The sequence below is a fragment of the Acidovorax sp. GBBC 1281 genome (assembly GCF_028473645.1).
Classification (GTDB): Bacteria; Pseudomonadota; Gammaproteobacteria; order Burkholderiales; family Burkholderiaceae_C; genus Paracidovorax.
This window is the reverse complement of the sequence record NZ_CP097269.1, coordinates 1,930,361-1,953,019: the sequence shown is the minus strand read 5'-3', so window position 1 is coordinate 1,953,019 and position 22,659 is coordinate 1,930,361. Positions and strand designations below refer to the sequence as shown.

Below are 22,659 nucleotides of genomic sequence, written 5' to 3'. Positions count from 1 at the left end.
CCAACCCCAGACGGACCTATGCCACAGCAGTCACCGACACGGTGTGAGGACGGCCGATCTGACTGAACCGATTGAGCAAGGCCACGCGGACATGCAGCTCCACAACCTGGCGGTCGAACGTGCGCGCGATCACCCGTTCGCCCAGTCGCTTGAAGCAGTGCATCTTCGTCTCCACAAGGCTGCGCCGGTGGTAGCCGCTCCACTTCTTCCAAATGCCGCGACCCAGGCGCTGGCACGCCCGAATGGCCTCATTACGATGCGCCGAGCCCGGACTCGACTTCTTCCAATGGCTGGCGTTCTTGCGGGGCGGGATCACCGCCATCGCGTGCCGCTCGGCAATGGCGTCCAGGCAGGCGCGCGTGTCGTAGGCGCCATCGGCACTGACGCTTTCGATGGATTCGTCAGTGGGAATCTGAGCCAGCAACCCGGGCAACATCGGCGCATCCCCAATGGCGTTGCTGGTCACCTCGATGGCGCGTATTTCCAGCGTCTGCGCGTCGATGCCCAGATGGACCTTGCGCCATTCGCGCCGGTATTCAGCACCATGCTTCTTGCGTTTCCACTCTCCTTCGCCCAGGAACTTGATGCCGGTGCTGTCCACCAGCAACTGCAGCGGCGAGTTGGTTCGCTGGTAGCTCAGTTCGACCTGCAAGGTCTTTTGGCGCCGGCAAACAGTGCTGAAGTCAGGTACCGGCCAGTCCAGCTTTGCCAGCCGCAGCAGGCTCTGCACCATGCCCAGCGCCTGTCGCAAGGGCTGGCCGAACAGGCACTTGATGCTCAGGCAGAACTGGATTGCTGCGTCCGAGAAGGTTCGGCTGCGTCCACGCCTGCCGGTCGGCGTGCCAAACCACTGCATGCCCTCATCTAGCCACATCGTCAACGAGCCTCGCGCTTTCAGCGCCGCGTTGTACGCCTTCCAGTTCGTCGTGCGGTACTTGCTCCGCTGCCTGTTCTTCGTCTCTGTCACGCAGTCAGTCTACGGGCATCAGCATCGCGATTTGTGCAACAAAGCCGATCGCGGCGGAGGACATAAAGACCAAAGACCTTCTGCGCGATGCTGTGTCTGTCCTCGAAAGCGCGCACAGGTCAAGGAGCGTGGCGGCGAGGTCCCTACTTTCGAATTCCATCACCATTGGAGTAAGCAGTAAGTCATGAACGTACGAGCTCAAGAGATGACTTAATCATCCCCAACAAGAAGCTAGCGCGCTTGGCGTTCAGCTACCAGCGATCACCCAAAGATGGGAGCCTCAGCATCGAATTCGAAGATTGGCTTTTCACCGACGATCACAAGACGATTCGTTTCGAAGGGCTGACGCGCATTCATCTGCTTGAGATGGCGGACACCCTACTGCTATGCGCCATGCCCAGCGTCGATGATTTCTTGACCGTCTCAAGCATCATCATGGAGAACCGCGCGCGGCTCTGCAACCAGCTGAAGCGGCGTCCGCCAATCAACCATAGTGCGAGTAAGCGTGATGCGGCAAACGTGCTCCGGGATGGAATCGCAACGAAAGTCTGCGATTATTCGACCACCTGAGCAAGTTGAAGTCGCTCCGCCTTTTCGAAGTGCAGGGGCTTCGAGCGCCTCTTGGAGGCGTCAGCGTCGAGGTTTCGAACCTTGCCAGCCTTCACGAGGCGTACCAGTGAGCTTTGCAAATCTCCCGGAAGCCAGTTTGTGGTTTCAAGGATGTCGGCGAATTCGGCGGTACCGATGCGGCGCTCACCGGCTGCAAGGTTTCTTCGCCAGAAGGCATCGACAACATCTGGACTGCAGCGGCCGTCCACCGGTTCGGCTTGTGACTCAATACCAAACATGTCCATGACGCCGGTCTTCTGCTGACGGACATCGATTTGCTTGGCAGCACGAACCCGTCTTTGAACCAAGTCTGCTTTCTCAGACATATCCATGAACTCGACGATTCCCATCGGATGGCACGTCAGATAGACGAGGTGGTACTTTGTTCGCTGATGCAGTGGGTCGAGTACCGTGACATAGGCAGATCGCGGCCGGTACTCCGGGCGGCTGCTCGGAACACACGCCTTGAGGCTTGATCGGTAGGCATTGACCAAGGCCTCTTCGCGCTCGGTGGACTGAAGTCCGTCGAGATTCACCGATAAACCAAGCAGCTTTACCATCGCGTCCTGCCAGGCTGCCATGGAAGCCGTGCGGTTGATGAAGTTATAGGCGAAATTGATCAGGAACTCCGACCGAGGGCGCTGAAGCAGCGGCCTCATGATCTCGATCCCGATGTCCTTCCACCCTTTTGGATCGACGAAGAAGAATGTGAACGCGTCGGTCCCGCACCACTTCAGGATGTCCCCTCGCAAGTCAACGAAGTCGCCTTGCAGACAGGCCTGGGCAACTGTTGGAGGGGCCTTCGAACCGAGAAATGCCGAGAGTCGCTCGAACGCACTCTTGTCCTTTTCAATGTATAGAGCCCGCATCGTGACGTCGACGCCAAGCTTCGCAAGCGTCTCTTTACAGGCAGCAAGCGTTTTCAGTGACAGCGAAATCGACGTGCCTTCGAGGTCGTCGTTCAGCGCGCCCCATGGTCCCGCAAAGCAATCCACGAAACAGATCTCTGCACGTCGGACTTTCTTGGCGCCCATGCCGATGATCAGCACCAGCTTTTCGAGGTAGCTCTTGAGGAGCGCATGCTTCACCAGGGCTTGCTCGCGCCCCTCATAGGCCTCTGGAATGATCGATGAAGTCAAGTTCTGCTACCTCCCGATGTTGTGGTCCGAAGCGCGTCTCACCCGATCAGGAATAGCGTTTTCTGCGGGGGAGACATGATCTGGTCCGTGTCCTTGATCTGGGCCGACGATCTGCGTTTAGTACCGTCGGCGCCAACGATCTCGACTACCCGTTCATCGAGCAGCGTGCCGATCGACTCCCGGTAGATTTGCGCCGAAGCCGGCGAGCTGTTGCAGGTGGTGGCGAACAGCTCACCGAAGCTAATGCCGGCGTCATCGGCGTACACGCGGCGTGGGATGTGCTCGTTAAGCGCCGCGATGCTCGCGCGGCGTGCCACATCGTCGAACTCAAAGCCCAGGGGCGACTGCCCGAGGTAGGTCGAATCATGTGCGGGGTCGTAACCGACCATCTGGAACATGTCGAGGCCGGCTCCGCCGTAGTGGATGAAGTAGTTGTTGTTCGCCCAGTGCACCTCGGTCATGACGTCGCGAGCCCGATGGTGCTGTGACATGTGAATTAACCAGTAGTCACCATGCCCAACTCGATTGCGGATGAAGAACGGAGTGAAGTGGCGTGCGCCGCAGTTCTCGACGAGGCGGCGATACACGGTACTCTGCAATAGCAGGCGCCAGTCGCGGTCGGAATTCTTGATTTCATCTACCGAACGGCCACCGAAGATGTCTGGTAGGCCGAGGCTCCCCAATAGATCCTTCATTTGGTCGCCATCATTGGCGAAGTTCATGAGTGAGTCGACGTTGAACGTGAGGATGATCTCTGCTCTCGGTAGCGCCTCAAAAATCTGGCGCATCAGCTGCGTGGGCACGTCCTTGTAGCCGTACTGATCCAAGGCGAAGATCGATCGCCCGTTTTTCGGGCTCTTCTTCTTGATGAAGGCGATGATCGCGTCGGCCCGGTCCTGGAAGCGAGCGTGGTCAAGAAATATGCTTTTGCCGATCTTCTCACCGTAGCCTTCTTCGCGCAGCACCTTGTCGAGGTGCATATAGGCATGTCGGTCGGCCTCGGTAAAAAAGTAGTCGACCTGCAATTGGACTGGTTTGCGTCGGTCTTTATTGATCAGGAAGTCTGCTTCGCGGGTGGCTTCGAGGAAGATGAAGGGTGAGCCCTTGACCGGTTCGCGCGTGTCATTGTGGATGTACAAGCCACCGCCGGCAAAGCCGTCGACTAGGGTCAGCTTCAGGACATCCTGATTCGGTGAACTGACGAGCGTTCGGAAATAGGCAGCGAGGTACGCCTGAAGAATGCGGTGTTTCGCGACGCTGTGCTGCTGGATGAGGTCTGGGCCGTTCTTCCAGTTGTATTGTTTCAGCGTCATGTGTTCTTTCAGATGTGGGCGGAAAGTGCTGGCATGTCGTCCCAGGTCCTGCCCCCAAGCAAGCGGCCGTTGGCTTTCTTGGAACGACGCTTGCCGTCTGCTCCCCAGCCGCCCCATTGCTTAAAGAAGAACTGGACTCCCTGATCTTCACATTGTTGACGGATATTCTCGACCCATTCCAGCTTCATCGGTCGTGCCTTGGGGCCGGACTCGCCACCGACGATCACCCAATGGATGCCACTTAGATTGAGCTCACCGACATTTTCGAGCAACGGTTCGACAGACAGAAAGCGAATACGGGCGTCGACCTTGCGCAGGCCTTCGATTCGAGGCACGCCATATTTGCGATCCTCGACGGAAACGCCTATCCAGGCGTTCGTTGGCACGTCGTGTGTCCGGAAGAAACTGGCCATGCGATCGGCGCGTTTGGTCAGCACCTGGAAGGTGTGCTGCGGGCAACGACGGATCACATCGAAGACCTGAGCAATGTAGTTGTCATCCACACCTTTGTGAAAGAGATCGGACATCGAATTGACGAAGTACACCGTCGGCTTCTTGCGTGCCAGCGGTTCTGCTAGGCGCTCAGGAAGTATGGTGAGCTTGAACCCGTTTTCGTAGCCAGGCGTGCCCATGGCCTGCAGCCGTTTCGCCATGGCCTCGGCGTAGCAGTTCTTGCAGCCCGGCGAAATCTTGGTGCATCCGACCGTAGGGTTCCATGTCGCCTCGGTCCATTCGATCCTGCTTGCTTGAGACATGAGGTTCTCCTATTTCTTGAATTGGGTGCAGGCGGCTAGACCACACGCAGCACGCGCGTGACGACGCCCCAGATGTTCAGTTCGCTCTTGTCGCTGATCGGGATGTCGGCGAAATCTGGATTGCTTGCCTGAAGCAGCCAGCCTTTGTCCGTGCGCTTCAAGCGCTTCACAGTCCATTCACCAGCGATATCCGCGATGACGATGCGACCGTCTTCAGCGGCTACGTCACGATCGACGACCAACTCGTCGCCGTCGGCAATGCCTGCATCTCGCATTGACCAGCCGTAGACCTTTATGACAAAGGTGCTGCTCGGGTCTCGCACCAAGTGCTTGCCAAGATCGACGGCGTCAGCCTGATAGTCATCACCTGAGGTGGGCATACCAGCGCGAACACGACGCCCAAGGGAGGGCACCATGGTGGCATTGCGGGTGGCTGCGATCGGCCTAAGGTCCCGCCTATCACCGCCGGTCGTTTGCGGCGCGCGCTTCAGATCATCCAGATAGCCCACCACCACTGGAACGAGGCTCTGCGGCACACGGACCGTTTTGGTGGGTTCTCCATAGGCGGCCTTGCGCCCGGCACCCTGTCGGGTGCCGCCGTGGCTTGGCTTTGTTGACTGCGTTTTCATGATTTTGTGACAAAATCAAGTTTAGCACGCGATGTTCGTCGCTAGTAGTCGGTCCTCGTAGAGGCAGACGTCTACGGGGGTAAACAATCCATCAAGCCGCAGAGATCGATGCTTGTTTACCCCACCGATTTCTAAATAGGATTGAGATTGCCATGCTTGGAAGCAACTGGAGGCTAAGGGACCGGCCAGAACTCGGCGCAATGAATGTCGTCAGCGCGCTAATGAAATCCATTGACCTTGCAGATCGGTTTGCACTGCCGGACTTCGGTCATGCGCGTACTTTGTTGATTGGCTCTGACTACAGGGCAGCACTCCACGTCCGACTTCGAGGCTCTCGGATTCGTGATTGCTGACTCAGATCGACTCCAGCCATGGCTCGATGCAAGGCATACCCTGCGAAGGACCAACTTGCCGAACGGCAGAAGGATGGCCTTCAAGAACCTTGGTGACAAGAAGCGCGCGGCTGCATTGCCCGGCTTCATAGACGCTGCCGAGAAAATTCAAGGTCTTCTCTTAGTAGTGCTCGTGGACAAGAGAATCAAAAGTCTCTTTCAGCAGACCGGTGATGATAAGCGGGTAAACGGCGACGGAGATATTCTTTCCAATTGGCTACCAAAGGTGGAAGGGAAGTTGCTGCGCATATGCCATGTCGCCGCCTTGCTCGTCGCTGGCCTATCGCGCCCGGGGCAAAACATCGTCTGGATTAGCGACCAAGACGAGATCGCGGCCAACGATCAGCGATTGCGACAACTTACCGAAGCATCCGGTCGGATCATGAGCGCGTATCTCGAGCACGCGCTCGGCCACCTGCGAGTCGGGACGACTGCTTCCGACAGTGGCACTCGGGACGTCGAGGATTTCGTGGCTATTGCCGATCTTGCTGCAGGTGCTCTATGTGAAGTCCTAAACGCGCACCGTCGTGCAGGCGTTGATTTTCCACTGGGCATATTCGTTCCGAATCAGAAGGGGATGGCGTCCAAAATTGACCCGCTGACGTGGTGGTTGTCGAGCAAACGAAGTCAACTCAAGAAGATCGCGCTTTCACTTGAGCCGATAGCAAACTCGTCCAAAGTCAACGTAAGGCACTACGATTTTTCTGCGCACGGGCTACCCGATTGCGGCAAATCTCTTTGACGTCTGGTAATGACGCTGGATTTGCAAGCGAACGCTGCAGAATCTATTCAAACGAACGGGGCCAGCTCTAAGCCCAGAGAGAGGTGCGACGAGAAGGACTGCTGCCGCTGCGGTGCAGCGGGTGCAGTCATCCGGTTTTCGCCGTCGAAGGCGTACTATCGGCTTCAGTAGTTAAGCTCAGCAGTCCAATCTTAGTCATGTCGACATCAAAGCCCAAAAGCTCCAAACTCATCTTCACGGGCACGGTTCACCCCATCCACTTCAAAAATTTGTCGGGCCGCGACTTCGAGCGCATGGTCTTCGCAACGCTTATGCGCATGCGGGCATGGCGCTCGCTGAACTGGTACGGGCAAACCGGCGGCGACAAGGGGCGCGACATCATCGGCGTCTGCGAGGATGAACTTGGCAACGCGGCCACTGTCGTGGTCGCGTGCGCGAACTGGCAGAAGTTCACGCTGGCCAAAGCCAAGAAAGACATCGACCGACTTACGAACACCCAAGCCACGCCGCCCCACGAGGTCATCGTGATAGCCGGGGGGGACGTGAGTGCCGATACCAAAGACGAGTGCAAGGCCCACGCGGACTCCAAGAAGATCAAGATTTGCCAAGTGTGGTCTGGCCCGGATTTCGAGGAGCACCTGCGCTTTCACGCGCCGTCAGTCCTTAACCGCTTCTTCCACAACGACCCGTTACCCGATGACGAGGCGGCGCTTCGCAAGTTCATGCTGGAGCTCGATCCTGCGACCGAGAAAGAGGCTGGTTTGCTTGTCGCGCGGCTGTTCAACCGGCCTGCTTTCCAAACGCCAATCCACTGCGAAAGCTCAATGCCGGCATTCAGGCAGGCCATCGCGGACACCATTGGGGCACTTAACACCGGCATTTGGCGCGACCGCGAGGGGGCGATCATTTCACGCGTGCCGCCAAGCCACGTATTCCCGAACGCGCGCGTCTCTGCGGGGCTCACGAGTTGCTCGAAAATGCTCAACACGCTGCGCATAACGCTCGACGAAGGCATCAGAGCGAAAGCCATCCGGCGCTGTCAATGCAACGACCCGCTTTGCAAGGCCCACGTGATCGACCCGCCTTACCCCCAGCGGCTCGAGCAGGAGCGATCCGATGCGCTTCGGCAGGCCGCTGACGCTCTCGCCCTGCTGGACGTTCAACTACCCTGACCAAGCGCTTGCGTTGCAAGGTCGAAGAGGCCGAACGCGTTGGCGCCGCTGGCGCTCCTGTGCATTGGCGGGACAACTGCTATCAGGACCAAGGACCCTCGGCGCCAAATCAATCCCGCTTAGGCCGTCAGCCTGCTGACTTCGGCGCCATGGTTGCGGTTGCGATTTGGCCGCCTTCCAACGCGACCGCCATAGCTCCGATCGCCTGCTTCAATAGTAACTTGCTAGCCTTGACCGGCTTCGCGTATCGCTTTGCATCCCACCGTCGGGGGCGGTCCTCCGTCGACCGACCGCATCCGCTGCAAAGCAGCCATCGCCAAATGAAAAAGCCCTGAACTGAGAGCTTTTGAAAAGTATATTTACAGACGCCTATGGGCAGCCAAGACTGACGAAGCCTACCTTGGGGACCTTCATCGTCTCTGGCGTCGCGATTTCATCGTAAGTATCTGATTTCATTTGGGTTTCGCAGGACGGCCCGGCGGGCAAGATAACCGGACATTGTAAATGAGGTCAGGAATTGACCTCAGCCGCGCTGCATCTCCACCCTTGAAATCATGGGTTCCGAGGCCCTGTCTGGCATCGACTCGGCCATCTGCGCACCGGGCATGCGATTCTCCAAAGCCCCCGCATCCCACCCCGGGCGCCGTGATCACGCGCTGGCGCCACGCTTTAAGGCAGGGGCAGGGAGTGTGTCGAGTGGCATGCCGGTGTGCCCGGGGCTCAAAGGGCCTGGGGCAGGTAGACCGGGCGCGGCGCTGTCAGGCCCTGCCTCACCTGCTGCGTGAGCACGTCGGCCAGTACCTCATCGGCGCCTGCCTCCAGTCCGTCGAGTGCACGCTGCACGATCTCCTCGGCGCTGCTTTTCGGGACCTCGAAACCCCTGGTGAGGTCGGTGTCCACATACGCCATGTGCAGGCCCAGCACCTGGGTCTTCTGCCCGGCCAACTCATGGCGCAGTGCGTTGGTCAACGACCACGCCGCCGACTTGCTGGCCGAATAAGCGGCCAGATCTCCACCATTGACCCACGACGCCACCGACAGAACGTTGAGCAGTGCGCCACCGCCATTCGCCTGGAGCACGGGCGCAAACGCTTTGCTCACGTTCAGCACACCAAAAAAGTTCGTTTCAAAAATGCGGCGCGCCACCGCGTCGCTGTCCTGATCCAGAAAACCACCCGGCTGGGCAATGCCCGCGTTGTTGATCACCAGGTTCACGTCGGCGGCCTGCTGGGCCGCAGCAGCGACCTCCTCGGGCTTGGTGACGTCGAGCCGCAGGGCCTGCACGCCGGGCAAGGTGACGGTGGCGGCGTCGCGCGCGGCGGCGTAAACCTTGCGAGCACCTCGCGCAAGCAGTTCGCGCGCGAAGGCAAGGCCGATGCCGCGGTTGGCGCCCGTGACGAGGACGACGGAGTTTTCAAGGTGCATGGGGAGCTCCAAAGGGTTGGATTGAGATTTCAAATGACGATCGTCATATTCACGGACGTGCGATGTGGTTCGATGGAACGGTTCATCGAACCTTGATGACCACATTGCCTTTGGCTCGGCCGCTTTCGACGTAGGCCAGGGCATCGTTGGTGGATTCGAAGGGGAAGACCTGGTCGATCACCGGGCGGATGGCGCCCGACTCGATCAGCGGCGTGATCTGCCGCAACTGGCCCTTGCCATCCTGGCTGTTCAGCACCACGTCGTAGCCGCTCAGGTGGTCTTCAAAGGCTTCGTTCTTGTAGTCGATGACGACATCCGCGCCCAGGCGCTTCACCAGAGCGACGTTACCGGTGCTGGTGGTGGTGGCAACCGTCGCGCCCAGGTGCTTGGCTAATTGGATGGCAAACGTGCCCACGCCCCCGGAGCCTGCCTGGATGAAAACCTTCTGCCCCTTCTTGAGCTTTGCCTTTTCGACCAGCGCCTGCCAAGCCGTCAAGCCCACCAAGGGGATGGATGCAGCCTCTTCCATGGTGATGTTCCTGGGCTTCATCGCCACCGAGTCTTCCTTCACGGCCACGAATTCGGCGAACGTGCCGATGCGCAAGTCATCGGGCCTGGCGTACACCTCGTCGCCCACCTTGAACTGGTGGACACGCGGTCCGACACGCACCACCACGCCGGCCACATCGTGGCCCAGGATGAAGGGGGTGCGATACGGCAGGATGAGCTTAAACTCGCCACTGCGGATCTTGGCATCCAGCAGGTTCACGGCGGTCGCGTGAACCTGGATCAGCACCTCGTCGTCACGCAAGTCCGGCGCAGGCACATCGGCGGCGCGCAAGCGCTCGGTCTTTCCGTAGCGGTTCAGGACGAAAGCTTTCATGGGATTTCCTTTTTCCAGGCAGTGCAAATGACGAACCCGACAGCATTGGCTGACAGGCCTTTTGAAATGATGACCATCATATTTATGAGCAAAAAAAGCCCGGTGAGCTCACGCACCGGACGGGGCCAGGCTCTTCAACGCGGCGCTGCACAGCGAGTCCGACAACGCCGCATCATCAACGGCACGGGCCAGCACCAACGTGCCCACCATGGTGGCCACGGTCACCAACGCGCGCTCGTGGGCGCCAGGCTGTCCCCAATCGGGCGACTGACGGGCCACCAGATCGATCATCTCCTTGATGCGAAGCGTGGCCGCGCGACGCACTTCGGGCGATTGGCGCGGCATCTCGGAGCCCAGGGCGGAAACCGGGCAGCCTGTCTCGATAGCCGCCAGATGCTCTTTGGACAGATAGACCTGCATCAGCGCTTGCAAGGACTGCTCTGGCGGCACGGCTGCGACGATGCGCGCAGCGGCGGCGTTGGCGTCGGCTCCGGCACGGTCTGCCGCTTCGGCCAGCATGGCTTCGCGAGACTCGAAATGGGCATAGAACGCACCGTGCGTCAAACCCGCCTCTTTCATGATGTCGGCCACGCCGGTGCCGTCATAGCCGCTGCGCCGGATGGCGCGCGCAGCAGCCTGCACGATGCGTTCGTGCGAGGCCTCTTTGGCAGCGGTCCGGGCATTGTTCTTCCCTTTTCGCATGACGCTCATCATACCTTTATTTGCCAATTGTGCACTGGCAGGTGAAAAGCGGCCGGATGCACGCGCTCAGCAACCCGTGCCGACAGGAGCGGAAGTTTCCCGCTGTGCATAGAACTGAAGCAGGACTTCCACGGGATGCCGCAAACGCCGGTCGTCCATCCGCTTGGCCTGGCTGCGGCAGGAATAGCCGGTGGCCAGGAACTCCGTCTGTCGCGCCGGCTCGGCGTTCAATATCGGCCCCCACGATTGAGAGTAGATGAGGCGCGAGGTCTGCACGTTCAGGCTTTCGTGTCCGTAGGTTCCCGACATGCCGCAGCAGCCACTGGCCCGCGGACTGAGCTTCAAACCGGCACGGGCGAAGACCTGGGGCCACAGCGCTGCGGCGGCAGGGGCGGTCGTTTTTTCGGTGCAGTGGTTCAGTAGCTGAAAGTCTCCCGAAGGAGATCCGGACGCCCGCACGGGCAGGGCTTGCAGCAGCCATTCCTGCGCAAGCAGGACGCCCGGCGGCTTTTGCAAAGACGGCAGCTTCGCGTATTCCTGGCGGTACACGAGCGTCATGGCAGGATCGAGGCCGACCAGCGGCACGCCATGCGATGCCAGAGCGCCAAGCATCTCCGCGTTTTTGGACGCCGTTCGATCGAAGGCCTGCAGAAAGCCCAGCACATGAAGCGGCTTGCCGTTGGGCATGAATGGGGCCAGCCAGACCGTGTACCCCAGCCGGGACGCCAACTCGATGAACGCGGAAAACACGGGCGTTTCGAAATAGCGCGTGAAAGCGTCCTGCACCAGGATCACGGACCGGGCGCGTTGCGCGTCCGTCAGCGCGGCCAGCAACGATGGCGTGGCGCGGCGCACGCCCCAGCGGCTCAACGCGGCCTGGAAGTCGAAGCGGCTCAACAGCGGGCTGTCCACCATGCCTGCATGGCGCTCCAGCATCCGGCGCACCAGCGCATTGGACATGGCACCGTTGTAGAGCCATGGAATGCGTGCCAGATAGGGAACGCTGAATTCGAGCGAGCCGATGAGGTAGTCCTTCAACGGCCTTCCATACCGCGTGTGATACAGCGCCAGAAAGCGCGCACGGAAGTCCGGAACGTTGACCTTGACAGGGCATTGCCCCGCGCACGACTTGCACGCCAGGCAACCAGACATCGCCTCGTACACCTCGTGGGAAAAGTCGTTGGAACGGTCCATTCCATTAGCAGCGCGTTCGCGGCTGTTGCGCCAGCGCCTGGCCAATCCGGCCAGGAACGAGGGTTGCCGCGCAGCCACCGCCAGAACATCCACCCCCGCCTGGCCCTGCAGGCGCAGCCACTCGCGCAGCAGCGAAGCACGCCCTTTCGGGGAGTGCCTGCGTTCGCGCGTGGCCTTCCATGACGGGCACATCGCGTCGTCCTGATCGAAGTTGTAGCAAGCGCCATTGCCGTTGCAATGGACGGCGCTGGCATAGCTCTGCCACACCCGCTCATCGATCTGTCGATCGGCGTCGGCACGCAACGGCACCTCATCGATGCGCAGCAGCCGGGCACTCTGGCCTGCGGGCGTGGCGATCTTTCCCGGATTGAGCTGGTTGTGCGGATCGAATGCCGCCTTGAGCGCCTGCAGTGCCGCATACAGGGGACCGAAATACTTCGGCGCGTATTCGGAACGGACTCCCTTGCCGTGCTCGCCCCAGAGTACACCACCGTATTTCAGGGTCAGCCCGGCGACCTCGTCGGAAATGGTTCGGATCAGCGCCGCATGGGCGGGGTTCTTCAGGTCCAGGGCGGGCCGGACGTGCAGCACACCCGCATCCACGTGGCCGAACATGCCATAGCTCAGCCCATGGCGGTCCAGCAATGCCCTGAACTCTTCGATGTAGTCGGCGAGCTTCTCTGGCGGCACGGCCGTGTCTTCGACGAAAGGCTGGGGCCGGGCCTCACCCTGCACGTTGCCCAGCAAGCCGACGGCGCGCTTGCGCATGGCATAGACCTTGTCGACGGCCGTGCGGCCCGATGCAATGGTGTGACCGATGCGGCTCACGGTGGGGTTGCGGGCGAGGTGCCCCGTGAAGGCCGCCACGCGAGTGCGCACCTCGTCCTCCGAGTCCGCGCAGAATTCGACCAGGTTGATGCCACGCGTCGGCGCCGGGTCGGCCTGGGCAGGGAAGTATTCCGCCACGTCCTGCCAGACGATGTCCTCCATCGCTAGCATCAAGACCCGCGAATCGACCGTCTCGATCGACAACGGGCGGTGCTCCATCAACACCCGCGCATCGCGCAGCGCATCCATGAAGCTGGCGTAACGCACATTGACCAGCATGGAATGGCGGGGGATGGGCAGCAGGCCGATTTCCGCCTCGACGACGAAGCCCAGCGAGCCTTCCGCCCCACACAAAACGCTGTTGAGGTTGAAGCAACCGCCGGGCTCTTTCAGGTGCGCCAGGTCATAGCCGGTCAGGCAGCGATTGAGCTTGGGAAAGCGCGCCTCGATCAGCTCGGCATGCTCCGTGGCGATCCGGTGCGCGCAGCGCCAGACGTCGCCCACCAGGCCACTTTCCTTCAATCGCAACGGCAGTTCCCCGGTATCGACCGACCGGCTGGCAAACCGCACGCCCCCCAGCAGGACCATGTCCAGCACCTGCACGTGGTCGCGGGTCTTGCCGTAGGTGCAACTGCCCTGGCCGCTGGCGTCGGTGTTGATCATGCCGCCGATCGTGGCGCGGTTGGACGTGGACAGTTCGGGGGCAAAGAACAATCCATGCGCTTTCAGCGCCGCATTCAACTGGTCCTTGACGACGCCGGCCTGCACCCGGGCCACCCTGCGCACGGGATCGATCCACAGGATCTGGTTGAGATGCCGGGAAAGATCCACGGCGATGCCATCGGTCAGGGATTGCCCGTTGGTGCCCGTGCCGCCGCCCCGCGGAGAAACCACCACCCGCCGGTGCTCCGGCCTGGCGAGCAGCTTCGCGAGGGTTTCGACGTCCGCGGCATCCCGCGGTAAGACCACGGCCTGGGGCAGCCGCTGATAGATCGAGTTGTCTGTCGCCAGCACGGTGCGGTCCGCGTATTGCGATGTGATTTCGCCCCGGAAACCCTCGGCGGCCAATGCCTGTAGAAAACGCGGGTAGTCGCCGTCCAGCGGCGCCGGGGCTGGAATGATTGCAATCAATTTCAGGGTCCTGCGATGACGAAAAGAAGCGCCCTGCGCCGCGTGGCCCCGTCAAGGGCCGAGCGCGGCGCATCGAAAGGGCGGGGGGCGATGGCCTCGGCAGGCTGGGTGTGGCCGGGCCTCACGCCAAAGCCCACGTGACGGCTCAGTCGGCTTTGAGCCGTCCTTGCTTGACCATTCGCGTGGCCAGGGCGACTTCGCCACTCACCAGCCGTTGCAGCGCGGCCCCGCCCTCCCCCACCGGCTCGCTGCCCAGATCCCGGATCACGTTGGTGAACTCCGGCTGGGCCACCGATTTGGTGATCCATTCATGCAGGCTGGCAACGTTGGCGGCAGGCGTCGCCTTGGGCGCGAAGACCCCGACGAAGGTGGTCGCATCGAACACCGGCAAGCCCAGTTGGGCCTGCGTCGGCACGCTCGCGAGCAGCCCGCCCGCCTGCGGTCCCAGCACCATCAGTGCGCGGAGCGCGCCACCTTTGATGTGCGGGGTGGAGCTGGTGATCTGATCGATCACCGCGTCGATCTGGCCGCCCATCAGGTCCACCAAAGCCGGCCCCGATCCTTTGTAGGGCACCGCATTGACCTGGGCCTGGGCGGAATCCTCGAACTGGAGCAACGCCAGGTGATTGGGAGAGCCCGGCCCCGCGTGGCCGACCGCCACGCCCTGGCTCGTGGACTTCACGGCCTTGATGAAATCGGCCGCGGTCTTGAACCGCGGGTCGTTGGCACGCACGACCACGACGACCGGTGTGCGGCTGAGCACCGCCACCGGCACCAGGCTGTCGGCCTTGTAAGGCGTTTTGATGATCTCCGGAAGGGTGCCCAACTGCCCGGGCGTTGCCACCAGCAAGGTGTGCCCGTCAGCCTCGGCCCGCGCTACCGTGCTCGTTCCGACGGCGCCCCCGCCGCCCGCACGGTTGTCCACGATCACGGACTGCCCGACCCACTTGGTCAGCGGCACGCCCAGCGAGCGCGCGACGATATCCACATTCCCGCCGGGCGCGAAGGGCACCACCAGCGTGATCGGTTTCCAGGGAAAGCGGTTCTGGGCCCCGGACGGGACCGTCATGGAACATGCCGCGAGCGATGCGGCGCCTTGCAAGAAGCCTCTGCGGCTGGATGGTGCATTGAACATGCCATGTCTCCTTTTTAGAAAAATCAGTCTTCCCAATAAAGCCGGGTCGGGTTGTCGACCAGCGCCTTGCGCCTGATTTCTTCGGGAAACCAGTGGGTGATGAGGCTTGCCAGTTCCGCGCTGGCGATGGATGTGGCGTCGATGCCGGGGTGGGGCCAGTCCGATCCCCAGACGATGCGGTGGGGATTGGCCTGCACCAGGCTGTGCGCCAGCGGCAGCACGGCAGGGTCCACGCCGGATGCCGCCGCAGAGATCCGGTAGGCGCCCGAGAACTTGACCCAGGCGCACCCTTCCCGCATCAGGCTCCGCAGGCTCCGGATGCCCCGGCTGTCGATGTCGCTGCAGTCCGAGGGATGGCCGAAGTGGTCCACCACCACGGTCATGCCCTTCTCTGCGAGGCCCTGAACGAGGCGGATGTCCTCATCGATATTGACGAGCAGTTGAACGTGCCAACCCAGCCCCTTCACCCGATCGGCAATCGACTGCACGCTGGCGATCGAAACGCCCCCGCTGAACAGCGCATTGCATCGCGCCCCCCGCACGCCCAGCCGGTGAAGTTCCTCAATCTCGGTGTCCGGCGTGTCCTCGAAGATCACGGCCACGCCGCGCATGCTGCCCGCGGCCGCGTCGCCCAATGTCCGCTTCAAGAGCGAGTGGTCGCGCCCATACACGCTGGGCTGCACCAGAACGCACCGGTCCATTCCCAAAGGGCGGTAGGCAGACCAGTACTGCTCGATCGTGGCAGGTGGCGGGGTGTAGGCGCGCTCGGCGATGAACGGAAATTCGCCGGGGGATCCGAAGACGTGAAGGTGCGTGTCGCACGCCCCTTGCGGAAAGACTCTTTCTGTTTCACCAGGCGGCGCCTGATGGGTCGCGCCGTGGCGGTCTGTGATGGGCATGGATTCCAAACGGTCGGGTTGAACTGCTGACCGGATTGTTTTTGCCGCAGGGGTGGTTAGTCAAATTCATTACCATCATCATCAAGATGAACAAAATTCACCTCCCTGCCCAGCAGGACCGCACGGTCGTCAACCTTCGCAAAATCGATCTGAACCTGCTGGTGATGTTCGAGGCGCTGGTGGAGGAGCGCAGCGTGGCCAAGGCGGCGGCCCGGCTCAACCTGACCTCTTCCGCCGTCAGCCACGCACTGCGACGCCTGCGCGAGCAGTTCAATGACCCGCTGATGTTGCGCACGGCAGAGGGCATGGTTCCGACCCCGGAAGCCGTTCGCCTGGCGACGCGTTTCCGCAAGGCTTTCAGCGAAATCGAGAACGCCATCGGCGTGGCCGGCGCGTTCGATCCCGGCACGGCGCGCAGAACGTTTCTTCTGCGCGTGTCCGACTACGTGGGGGTCCTTTTGCTGCCGCGCCTGTGCACGGAGCTGTGTTCCGTGGCGCCCGGCATCAGCCTGTCGGTGCAGTCATTCGAGATGCGCCAGCCGTCGGACCGCGTCGAGTACGAAGGGGTGGAAATCAGGCTCTCGGTGTCGCGGGGGCACTCCGTTCTCTCGGCCTCGCGGCGCATTCTGGATGACCGCTGGATGGTGCTGATGCGAAAGGGCCACCCTGCCGCCTCCACCCCGCTCACGCTGGAAAAGTACCTCGAACTGGGGCACCTCAAGGTGTCAGGGGTGGGCAGCAACATCCTGGACGAACTGCTGGCCGAACGCGGCCTGGCACGCCGGGTCATGGTGCAGGTGCCCACGTGGCAGGGCATGGTGCCGGTGATCGAATCCACCGACCTGATCGCGGTCATGCCGGCGCACTGGATGGACAGCGTGCTTTCCGGATCGAATTGCGTTGCCTTTCCCATGCCGTTGCCGGAGCTGGCGCTGTCCATCGACGCCGTCTGGCATCCCCGCAACGACCACGATCCGGGGCACAAGTGGTTCAGGGAACTGATCCACCGGATCTTCCAGGACGCCCACCGGAAATCCCACGTGCAGGACTGATGGCGCGCCGCTGCGCTGGGCGAAGTCCGTCCATGGCCTACGCCGCCGCACGGGCCCAGGGCTACGGCTCCCAGGCCCTTCCCCGGGCTCTGGGGCCTGCCTTCAGCGCTTGATGCCGAAGGCGCCGAGCATCTGCTCGGTCTGCTTTTGCATCTGCTCCTGCATCTGCGTGAAGATGGCCTGCGACTGGTCCACGTAGCTGCCCATGATGCCCTTGAACATGGGCGACTGCAGGTTCATGAACTGCGACCACATCTCGGGCGTGATGCCCTTGGACTGCTCGGCCATCTTGGCCTGGATGTCGGTGAACACCTGCACGTTCTTTTCCAGGTAGGCGCCCATGAAGCCCTGCATGGCGTGGCCGTAGAAACGGATGATGTTGGCCAGTACGGCCTCGGTGAACATGGGCGCGCCGCCGGCTTCCTCTTCCAGAATGATCTGCAGCAGGATGCTGCGCGTGAGGTCTTCGCTGGTCTTGGCATCGCGCACCACGACCTGCTCGCCCGCCATCACGAGTTGCTTGACCTCGGCCAGGGTGATGTAGGTGGAGGTGGAGGTGTCGTACAGCCGGCGGTTGGGGTACTTCTTGATGATCCTCTGCTGTGCGGTCGAGGGGGTTGGGGGGGACGTGGTTTCTGGCACAGCGGGCTCCTGGGGTGCGGGGCACCCATGATTTTGATCGTTTGCAGTGCAACCGATTTTAGGGAGCGCAGCAGCGCGCCCCTTCGCAGGATTACCCTGATGCGGCTTTGCCGCCTTGATCCACGTCAATGCGAGGCGGCGCAGATCGCATAAGATTCGCCGCTGCACCATTTGCACCCCATCCTTGGAGGCCCCGTGTCCCCCCTTCGCCCTGCTCTGTTAGCGGCCCTGCTCCTGACAGCACAGGCACACGCGCAAACCGACGAACAATGGCTCACGATCCAGGGCTTTCCGGAAGACAAGACGGGTGACCTGGTGCAGATCAACCCCACGCAGATTCCCTGGCAGAACCAGTTCACCATGGAAGTGCGCGTGTCGCGCAGCACCCAGCGCTCCAGCTACCGCAAACACCCCTACCGCTCGTTCAAGGGCGTGGCCGTGATCGACTGCGGCACGCAAAAGGGGTGGTACCTGGCCCTGAACTACTACGCCGAGCCCGTGTGGCAGGGCCCCGTGACCGCGCGCGAGGAATTCAAGGAAGACGAGGCGCCGGTGTCCTTCGCCGGCATCCCCGGCGAGCCGGCGCGCAAGCTGATCACCGCCTCCTGCAGGAAGCGCTGAGCCGGCACGGCCAGCCCCGCTCAGGCCAGCCTGAACGCCGTGCGCAGCGCCCGCGCCGCATCCGCATGCGCCTGGCGGGCTTCCGGGATCGCGCGGCCCATCTTGATGAACTCGTGCGTCACGCCTCGGTAGATCTCCAGATCGACCGCCACGCCGGCGGCGCGCAGCTTGTCGGCATACGCCACGCCTTCGTCCACCAGCGGATCGCATTCGGCCAGCCCGATCCAGGCCGGCGCCACGCCGTCGACGTCGGGCGCGTTCAGCGGGGCGAAGCGCCAGTCGTCGCGGTCCGCGGGCCCGCGCACGTAGTGGCCGAAGAACCAGGTGATGGCGGGCTCCTCCAGCACCAGGCCGTGGGCGAACGCGGCGTGCGAGGGCGTGTCCTGGTGCGCGGTGCACCCGGGGTAGAACAGCAGCTGCAGCGCAAGCGGCAGGCCGGCATCGCGCGCCAGGATGGCATTGACGGCGGACAGCGTGCCGCCCGCGCTGTCGCCCCCGACGGCGATGCGCGCCGGGTCGGCGCCCAGCGCGTGGGCCTGGGCCGCGAGCCAGGCCAGCGCATCCCACGCATCGTTGGAGGCCGTGGGAAACCGGTGCTCCGGTGCCAGCCGGTAGTCCAGCGACACCACCATGCAGCCCGACAGGCGCGAAAGCTCCCGGCACAGCACGTCGTGCGTGGCCACGCTGCCGATGGTGAAGCCGCCACCGTGCAGGTACAGCAGCGCCGGCAACGGCGCACCGCGCGTGGGAGCGTACAGGCGGGCCGGCAAGGCGTGGCCGTCGCGGGCGGGGATGTGCAGGTCTTCCACGCGTTCGAGGGCTGCCTTGGGCACTTCGAGCACGCCGGCGCCGGCCTCGTAGGCGGCGCGGGCCTCGGCCGGGGGCAGCGTGTGCAGGGGCGGCCTGCCGGCGCGCTCCATGCGGTCGATGACGCTGCGCATCTGCGGGGTGAGCCGGGCGGGGGACGGGGCGGAAGGTGTCACGGTCGCGGGCCACCCCGCGGGGTGGCAAAGAAGGGGCCAAAAGGACAAGCGCCCGATCATCCCGCAACTTGGCCTTGGCCCATGCCGGGCCGGGTTATTCACCCCCCGTCAGCGTTCCCGGCGCTCGCTCAACGGCAGCGCATCACCGGAACGTCACGTGCACCGGCGCTGCACCCGGCAACCCGTCGAACGTAGCGGTGACCTCCAGCCCCGGCCGCGGCGGCAGCAGCGCGGAAAACGACCCCAGGCTCACGAGATCGCCCGGCTGCAGGATGATGTCCTCCTTGGCCAGCGCCTCGGCCAGCCAGACGACGGCGTTGAGCGGGTGGCCCAGGATGTCGCTGCCCCTGCCGCCGCCCAGCCGCGCGCCCTGGCCATCGGTGAGCGTCACCGCCATGTTCTGGAGAGCGTCCACCATCGCATAGCGCTCCGCGCGCAGGCGCGGCACGGCGATGGGGGCGCCAGCCACGCCCAGCCGCGCCCCCACGTTGATGGCCGCCACACCGGCCCCGTTGAGTTGGGGCGGCGCCTGCACCAGCAGGTCGGGCAGCTCGATGAAGGGGATGACCTGATCGATGTGCTCCAGCACCTCCATCGGCGTGCGCGCATGGTTGATGGCGGCGCTCTTCACGCGCACCAGCATGTCGGCCTCGAATAGCGGGCGGGCGCCGAACGCCGCATCCACCAAGGCGCCGTCGCGCAGCACCATGCCTTCGTACAGCTTGCCCCACACCGGCTTGTCGGTGCCGAAGCGCTTTTGCACCGCAGGGTTGGTCAGCCCCGCCTTGTAGCCCACCACCCGGCCCAGGCGGTGCGCCAGCAAGGCATTGAACTTGGCGCGCGTGCAGGCGGCATCGGCATCGCTCAGGGGCGGCAGGTTGGCGGCGGGCGTCCTGCCCGAGTAATGGGCGGCCAGTTCGGCCACCTGGACGTCGCTCAGGCATTCGGCCTGGGCGGTTGTCGCACAGGCGACCGCCAGCACGGCGGCGATGAGGGTTTGCTGCATGGCCATGGAAGGCTCCCGGTTGTAGATTGGCTGGCCGGCATGCTAACCACAACCGCGCCTTGGGCGCATCCTCGCAATCCACCATGGCCTTCATCTACTACGTCACCCAGATCCAGTTCGAATTCGGCGCCATCCAGCTCCTGAAACAGGAGTGCGACCGCGTGGGCATCACGCGCCCGCTCGTGGTGACCGACCCCGGCGTGAAAGCCGCCGGCGTGCTGCAGCACGCGCTGGATGCACTGGCCGGCGTGCCCGTGGCCGTGTTCGACCAGACGCCCTCCAACCCCACCGAAGCGGCCGTGCGCGCCGCCGTGCAGGTGTACCGCGACCACGGTTGCGACGGCCTCATCGCGGTGGGCGGCGGCTCGGCCATCGACTGCGCCAAGGGCATCGCCATCGCGGCCACGCACGAAGGGCCGCTCACGCACTACGCCACCATCGAGGGCGGCTCGCCGCGCATCACCGAGCGCGCCGTGCCGCTGATTGCCGTGCCCACCACCGCCGGCACCGGCAGCGAGTTGGCGCGCGGCGCGATCATCATCGTGGACGACCACCGCAAGCTGGGCTTCCACTCGTGGCACCTGGTGCCCAAGACGGCCATCTGCGACCCGGGCCTGACCCTGGGCCTGCCGCCCGCGCTGACGGCCGCCACCGGCATGGATGCGATCGCGCACTGCATGGAGACCTTCATGTCCTCGGCCTTCAACCCACCGGCCGACGGCATCGCGCTGGAAGGCCTCACGCGCGGCTGGGCCCACATCGAACGCGCCACGCGCGACGGCAGCGACCGCGAGGCCCGCCTGAACATGATGAGCGCGAGCATGCAGGGCGCGATGGCGTTCCAGAAAGGGCTGGGCTGCGTGCATTCGCTGAGCCACAGCCTGGGCGGCGTGAACCCGCGGCTGCACCACGGCACGCTGAACGCGGTGTTCCTGCCCGCCGTGGTGCGCTTCAACGCGCAGGACCCCGCCGTGCAGAAAGACCGGCGCCTGGAGCGCATGGCCCACGCCATGGGGCTGGCGTCCGCGGGCGACATCCCCGAGGCCATCCGCGACATGAGCGCGCGACTGGGACTGCCCACGGGCCTGGCCGCGATGGGCGTGACCGAGGCGCTGTTCGGCGACGTGATCGAAGGCGCCATGGCCGACCACTGCCACAAGACCAACCCGCGCGAGGCCAGCGTGGACGACTACCGGGCGATGCTCGCCGAATCGATGTGAGCGTTGCGGCCGCGGCGGCCCGCCCTCAAAGCGGCAGGACCGCCGCCGGGTCGGGCCAACGCAGCCATTCGGCGAACTCGTCGGCCAGCTGGCGGCTGGCCGAAGTGGCCGCGCTCCAGGCGCGCACGCGGGCGGCCAGGTCGCTGCCGTAGTGCAGAAAATCGTTGCGATCGGGCAGCTTGGCGTTCGGCAGCGTGCGCACCCAGTCGGGGTGCGGCGACAGCACCAGCATGCGGTCCAGCGCGGGCGTGGCTAGGTGGCGCCAGCGCAGGCCCTTGTCCAGCCAGCCGGGCACCACGCTCTGCTGGAAGTGCGGGTACAGCACCAGGGCGCCAGGGGGATCTGAACGTTTTTGGCCTCCAGCACAATCAACACTAGGGCATATCGCTATATTTTTTATAGCATCCATTCGCTCGATGTCCGCCAGCGGCCGGTAGCGCAGATGCAGGTGGTAGTCGGTCAGGCCCCCGTCCCAGTAGGCACCGGCCGGCGCGCCCGGAATGTCGTGCACCGCCTGCAGCACGAAGGGGATGGAGCAACTGGCCTGCAGCGCCGGCAGGAAGTTGGCCCCGGTCAGCGCCACCTGCCGCGTGGGGTAGTCGGTGGTGGCGAACGGCAGCGGCGCCATGGCGGCCCCGGGGGCATCGCCGGCCGGGCCGGAGAACACCACCCGCTCCAGCCACCACCCCAGCGCGCGGCGGTGCACCGCGTTGGCGGCGAACGCGCCCAGGTAGCCGAGCGGTGTGGCCAGCCGGCGTTCGCGCGAAAGCAGGTGCCGCCCCCGCGACGTCACGATGTGCAGCCGCCAGCGCGGGTGCGCGAGCAACGGCCCCACCTGCGCACCGTAGAAGTCGCGCAGCCCCTGCCCGAACTGCGCGCTCACCTGCGCGGCCGTGGGGCGCTGGCGGCCGGGTGGCGGTGCGTAGTGCTGGTGGATGTAGGCGTGCTCCAGCCGCTCCATCGCGGCCACGGGCGAGTCCAGGCAGGCAGTGGCCATGCGCCAGGCGCCGATGGAGGCGCCCACCAGATGCACCGGCTGGGTGGAGCCTTGCAACCAGTGCCCGAACACGAAGCGGTCCAGCGGCCCGAGCACCAGCCCCTTGGGTCCGCCAGCCGCGGCCGGGATCACGCCGATGTCGGCGGGCTGCAGGCCGTGCCGGGCGATGTGCGCCCGCGCCAGCGGCCCCGCGTGGATGCGCAGCGCCTTCATCGGCCGGGGC

21 protein-coding genes are annotated in these 22,659 nt (G+C 63.6%); 6 read left to right on the top strand and 15 right to left on the bottom strand.

The annotated features are described in order from the left end of the window. Nucleotides 1–16 precede the first annotated feature (16 nt). Nucleotides 17–967: an IS5 family transposase gene (locus M5C96_RS08885; protein WP_272563652.1), complete on the bottom strand. Its 951-nt coding sequence runs from the start codon at nt 965–967 to the stop codon at nt 17–19. Nucleotides 968–1,207: 240 nt separating this feature from the next. Here M5C96_RS08885 and M5C96_RS08880 point away from each other — a divergent pair, with 240 nt between their 5' ends. Beyond that, nucleotides 1,208–1,537, top strand: a complete 330-nt coding sequence (locus tag M5C96_RS08880) for a hypothetical protein (RefSeq protein WP_272568604.1) — start codon at nt 1,208–1,210, stop codon at nt 1,535–1,537. On the opposite strand, the gene tcmP is transcribed toward M5C96_RS08880, so the two are convergent. The 4 genes from tcmP to M5C96_RS08860 are packed head-to-tail and all read right to left on the bottom strand — an operon-like array spanning nt 1,522 to nt 5,412. Continuing rightward, nucleotides 1,522–2,715: a three-Cys-motif partner protein TcmP gene (gene tcmP, locus M5C96_RS08875; RefSeq protein ID WP_272568603.1), complete on the bottom strand. Its 1,194-nt coding sequence runs from the start codon at nt 2,713–2,715 to the stop codon at nt 1,522–1,524. The two genes, M5C96_RS08880 and tcmP, sit on opposite strands and share 16 nt — an antisense overlap. A 38-nt stretch (nt 2,716–2,753) precedes the next feature. Beyond that, entirely contained in the window at nt 2,754–4,028 is a 1,275-nt protein-coding gene (locus M5C96_RS08870) for a three-Cys-motif partner protein TcmP (protein WP_272568602.1), read from the bottom strand. Nucleotides 4,029–4,036: 8 nt separating this feature from the next. Next, nucleotides 4,037–4,783 (bottom strand): DUF5131 family protein, encoded by a 747-nt coding sequence (locus tag M5C96_RS08865; protein WP_272568601.1) that lies wholly within the window; start codon nt 4,781–4,783, stop codon nt 4,037–4,039. A gap of 35 nt (nt 4,784–4,818) precedes the next feature. Then, nucleotides 4,819–5,412 (bottom strand): LexA family protein, encoded by a 594-nt coding sequence (locus M5C96_RS08860; protein ID WP_272568600.1) that lies wholly within the window; start codon nt 5,410–5,412, stop codon nt 4,819–4,821. Between the two features lie 426 nt (nt 5,413–5,838). On the opposite strand from M5C96_RS08860, the gene M5C96_RS08855 reads away from it, so the two are divergent. Together M5C96_RS08855 and M5C96_RS08850 are read left to right on the top strand one after the other, a co-directional pair. Continuing rightward, the gene (locus tag M5C96_RS08855) at nt 5,839–6,546 is read left to right on the top strand and encodes a hypothetical protein (RefSeq protein ID WP_272568599.1); all 708 of its coding nucleotides are present in this window, start codon (nt 5,839–5,841) and stop codon (nt 6,544–6,546) included. A 197-nt stretch (nt 6,547–6,743) separates the two neighbouring features. Next, a complete protein-coding gene (locus M5C96_RS08850) occupies nt 6,744–7,718 on the top strand; it encodes a restriction endonuclease (protein WP_272568598.1) in 975 nt (324 codons plus the stop codon). Between the two features lie 720 nt (nt 7,719–8,438). Here the strand turns inward: M5C96_RS08850 and M5C96_RS08845 are convergent. The 6 genes from M5C96_RS08845 to M5C96_RS08820 all read right to left on the bottom strand — a co-directional run bounded on the left by M5C96_RS08845 (nt 8,439) and on the right by M5C96_RS08820 (nt 15,915). Continuing rightward, the gene (locus tag M5C96_RS08845; RefSeq protein WP_272568597.1) at nt 8,439–9,143 is read right to left on the bottom strand and encodes an SDR family oxidoreductase; all 705 of its coding nucleotides are present in this window, start codon (nt 9,141–9,143) and stop codon (nt 8,439–8,441) included. An 82-nt stretch (nt 9,144–9,225) separates the two neighbouring features. Further along, complete coding sequence (locus tag M5C96_RS08840) at nt 9,226–10,026, bottom strand: NADP-dependent oxidoreductase (protein ID WP_272568596.1); 801 nt, start codon at nt 10,024–10,026, stop codon at nt 9,226–9,228. 108 nt (nt 10,027–10,134) lie between these two features. After that, nucleotides 10,135–10,740, bottom strand: a complete 606-nt coding sequence (locus M5C96_RS08835; protein WP_272568595.1) for a TetR/AcrR family transcriptional regulator — start codon at nt 10,738–10,740, stop codon at nt 10,135–10,137. 54 nt (nt 10,741–10,794) lie between these two features. After that, the gene (gene ydiJ, locus M5C96_RS08830) at nt 10,795–13,878 is read right to left on the bottom strand and encodes a D-2-hydroxyglutarate dehydrogenase YdiJ (RefSeq protein ID WP_272569663.1); all 3,084 of its coding nucleotides are present in this window, start codon (nt 13,876–13,878) and stop codon (nt 10,795–10,797) included. A gap of 148 nt (nt 13,879–14,026) precedes the next feature. Then, nucleotides 14,027–15,016 (bottom strand): Bug family tripartite tricarboxylate transporter substrate binding protein, encoded by a 990-nt coding sequence (locus M5C96_RS08825; protein ID WP_272568594.1) that lies wholly within the window; start codon nt 15,014–15,016, stop codon nt 14,027–14,029. Nucleotides 15,017–15,039: 23 nt separating this feature from the next. Then, nucleotides 15,040–15,915 (bottom strand): amidohydrolase family protein, encoded by an 876-nt coding sequence (locus M5C96_RS08820; RefSeq protein ID WP_272568593.1) that lies wholly within the window; start codon nt 15,913–15,915, stop codon nt 15,040–15,042. 86 nt (nt 15,916–16,001) lie between these two features. Here M5C96_RS08820 and M5C96_RS08815 point away from each other — a divergent pair, with 86 nt between their 5' ends. Continuing rightward, entirely contained in the window at nt 16,002–16,967 is a 966-nt protein-coding gene (locus tag M5C96_RS08815) for a LysR family transcriptional regulator (protein ID WP_272568592.1), read from the top strand. 102 nt (nt 16,968–17,069) lie between these two features. Here the strand turns inward: M5C96_RS08815 and phaR are convergent, their stop codons facing one another. After that, entirely contained in the window at nt 17,070–17,609 is a 540-nt protein-coding gene (gene phaR / locus M5C96_RS08810; RefSeq protein WP_272568591.1) for a polyhydroxyalkanoate synthesis repressor PhaR, read from the bottom strand. Between the two features lie 195 nt (nt 17,610–17,804). On the opposite strand from phaR, the gene M5C96_RS08805 reads away from it, so the two are divergent. Further along, nucleotides 17,805–18,230 (top strand): surface-adhesin E family protein, encoded by a 426-nt coding sequence (locus M5C96_RS08805; protein WP_272568590.1) that lies wholly within the window; start codon nt 17,805–17,807, stop codon nt 18,228–18,230. Nucleotides 18,231–18,250: 20 nt separating this feature from the next. Here the strand turns inward: M5C96_RS08805 and M5C96_RS08800 are convergent, their stop codons facing one another. Both M5C96_RS08800 and M5C96_RS08795 read right to left on the bottom strand, forming a co-directional pair. Beyond that, a complete protein-coding gene (locus M5C96_RS08800; protein ID WP_272569662.1) occupies nt 18,251–19,171 on the bottom strand; it encodes an alpha/beta hydrolase in 921 nt (306 codons plus the stop codon). Nucleotides 19,172–19,355: 184 nt separating this feature from the next. Continuing rightward, entirely contained in the window at nt 19,356–20,225 is an 870-nt protein-coding gene (locus tag M5C96_RS08795) for a 2-keto-4-pentenoate hydratase (RefSeq protein WP_272568589.1), read from the bottom strand. A gap of 77 nt (nt 20,226–20,302) precedes the next feature. Here M5C96_RS08795 and M5C96_RS08790 point away from each other — a divergent pair, with 77 nt between their 5' ends. After that, nucleotides 20,303–21,439, top strand: coding sequence for an iron-containing alcohol dehydrogenase (locus M5C96_RS08790; protein WP_272568587.1), 1,137 nt, complete (start codon nt 20,303–20,305; stop codon nt 21,437–21,439). Nucleotides 21,440–21,464: 25 nt separating this feature from the next. Here M5C96_RS08790 and M5C96_RS08785 read toward each other — a convergent pair whose 3' ends face one another. Then, entirely contained in the window at nt 21,465–22,649 is a 1,185-nt protein-coding gene (locus M5C96_RS08785) for a phospholipase (protein ID WP_272569661.1), read from the bottom strand. Nucleotides 22,650–22,659 lie beyond the last annotated feature (10 nt).

What these genes read in the sequence shown, in the direction of transcription:
- M5C96_RS08870 (WP_272568602.1), bottom strand. Translation starts at nt 4,028, where the DNA reads ATGACGCTGAAACAATACAACTGGAAGAACGGCCCAGACCTCATCCAG.
- M5C96_RS08865 (WP_272568601.1), bottom strand. Translation starts at nt 4,783, where the DNA reads ATGTCTCAAGCAAGCAGGATCGAATGGACCGAGGCGACATGGAACCCT.
- M5C96_RS08860 (WP_272568600.1), bottom strand. Translation starts at nt 5,412, where the DNA reads ATGAAAACGCAGTCAACAAAGCCAAGCCACGGCGGCACCCGACAGGGT.
- M5C96_RS08855 (WP_272568599.1), top strand. Translation starts at nt 5,839, where the DNA reads ATGGCCTTCAAGAACCTTGGTGACAAGAAGCGCGCGGCTGCATTGCCC.
- M5C96_RS08850 (WP_272568598.1), top strand. Translation starts at nt 6,744, where the DNA reads ATGTCGACATCAAAGCCCAAAAGCTCCAAACTCATCTTCACGGGCACG.
- M5C96_RS08845 (WP_272568597.1), bottom strand. Translation starts at nt 9,143, where the DNA reads ATGCACCTTGAAAACTCCGTCGTCCTCGTCACGGGCGCCAACCGCGGC.
- M5C96_RS08840 (WP_272568596.1), bottom strand. Translation starts at nt 10,026, where the DNA reads ATGAAAGCTTTCGTCCTGAACCGCTACGGAAAGACCGAGCGCTTGCGC.
- M5C96_RS08835 (WP_272568595.1), bottom strand. Translation starts at nt 10,740, where the DNA reads ATGATGAGCGTCATGCGAAAAGGGAAGAACAATGCCCGGACCGCTGCC.
- M5C96_RS08825 (WP_272568594.1), bottom strand. Translation starts at nt 15,016, where the DNA reads ATGTTCAATGCACCATCCAGCCGCAGAGGCTTCTTGCAAGGCGCCGCA.
- M5C96_RS08820 (WP_272568593.1), bottom strand. Translation starts at nt 15,915, where the DNA reads ATGCCCATCACAGACCGCCACGGCGCGACCCATCAGGCGCCGCCTGGT.
- M5C96_RS08815 (WP_272568592.1), top strand. Translation starts at nt 16,002, where the DNA reads ATGAACAAAATTCACCTCCCTGCCCAGCAGGACCGCACGGTCGTCAAC.
- M5C96_RS08800 (WP_272569662.1), bottom strand. Translation starts at nt 19,171, where the DNA reads ATGCGCAGCGTCATCGACCGCATGGAGCGCGCCGGCAGGCCGCCCCTG.
- M5C96_RS08795 (WP_272568589.1), bottom strand. Translation starts at nt 20,225, where the DNA reads ATGGCCATGCAGCAAACCCTCATCGCCGCCGTGCTGGCGGTCGCCTGT.
- M5C96_RS08790 (WP_272568587.1), top strand. Translation starts at nt 20,303, where the DNA reads ATGGCCTTCATCTACTACGTCACCCAGATCCAGTTCGAATTCGGCGCC.
- M5C96_RS08785 (WP_272569661.1), bottom strand. Translation starts at nt 22,649, where the DNA reads ATGAAGGCGCTGCGCATCCACGCGGGGCCGCTGGCGCGGGCGCACATC.